The sequence below is a fragment of the Paenibacillus sp. MDMC362 genome (genome assembly GCF_003269305.1).
Classification (GTDB): Bacteria; Bacillota; Bacilli; order Paenibacillales; family Paenibacillaceae; genus Paenibacillus_AQ.
On record NZ_QLYT01000072.1, the window covers coordinates 1 to 960 of the forward strand.

Below are 960 nucleotides of genomic sequence, written 5' to 3' on the forward strand. Positions count from 1 at the left end.
TCGAAGCACTCGAAGAACGTATCAAACAGCTTGAAATGGAAAATGAGTATCTAAAAAAGTTGAATGCCTTAGTTCGAAACAAGGAAAAATCACCAAACAAGACAAAGCACAAGCCGTCTGGCAACTAAGGCATAAATATCCGGTGAAGGCACTCGTACAGCTGGCTGGTATCCCGCGCAGCACCTATTACAACCTTATAAAGCGTATGAACCAACCAGATCCGAATGCCGAGTTGGGGGCTGAAATCCAGTCCATTTACGTGGAACATGATGGACGTTACGGATATCGCCGTATTCGTGATGAACTGGCCGTCCGTGGGTGGAAAGTTAACCACAAAAAGGTTCAGAGACTCATGAAGAAGATGGGCCTTCAATGCCTGGTTCGCATGAAAAAGTATAAGTCATATAAAGGGACCGTCGGCAAGATTGCACCGAATCATCTGGACCGCCAGTTCACGGCTGGGGCGCCAAATGAGAAATGGGTGACGGACATTACGGAGTTTAAGTTATTTGGAGAAAAGCTGTATCTATCGCCCATTTTGGACTTATTCAACGGGGAAATTATCACCTATACCCTGGGTTCACGACCAACCTATTCTCTGGTATCCGAGATGCTGGATGCAGGACTGAAGCGTCTGCCAGAAGAACACCAACTTCTCCTTCATTCAGATCAAGGATGGCATTACCAAATGAAGCCGTATCGCCATGCGCTTAAGTCGAGTGGCATTCTCCAAAGCATGTCACGAAAAGGGAATTGTTACGACAATGCCGTCATAGAGAATTTCTTCGGCATTCTTAAGTCGGAGTTTCTGTACTACAAAGAGTTTGAAAGTGTGGAACATTTTAAGGAAGAACTGAAAAAATATATTGAATACTACAATACCAAACGGTTAAAGGCAAAATTAAAAATGAGTCCGGTACAGTACCGAACTCATTTTGAGAAAGCTGCCTAATGAAATAA

At 43.9% G+C, this 960-nt stretch carries 1 pseudogene; it reads left to right on the forward strand.

Annotated elements, in window-relative coordinates:
- A pseudogene (locus tag DP091_RS28680) lies at positions 1-952 on the forward strand (IS3 family transposase); the annotation flags it as partial.
- Positions 953-960 lie beyond the last annotated feature (8 nt).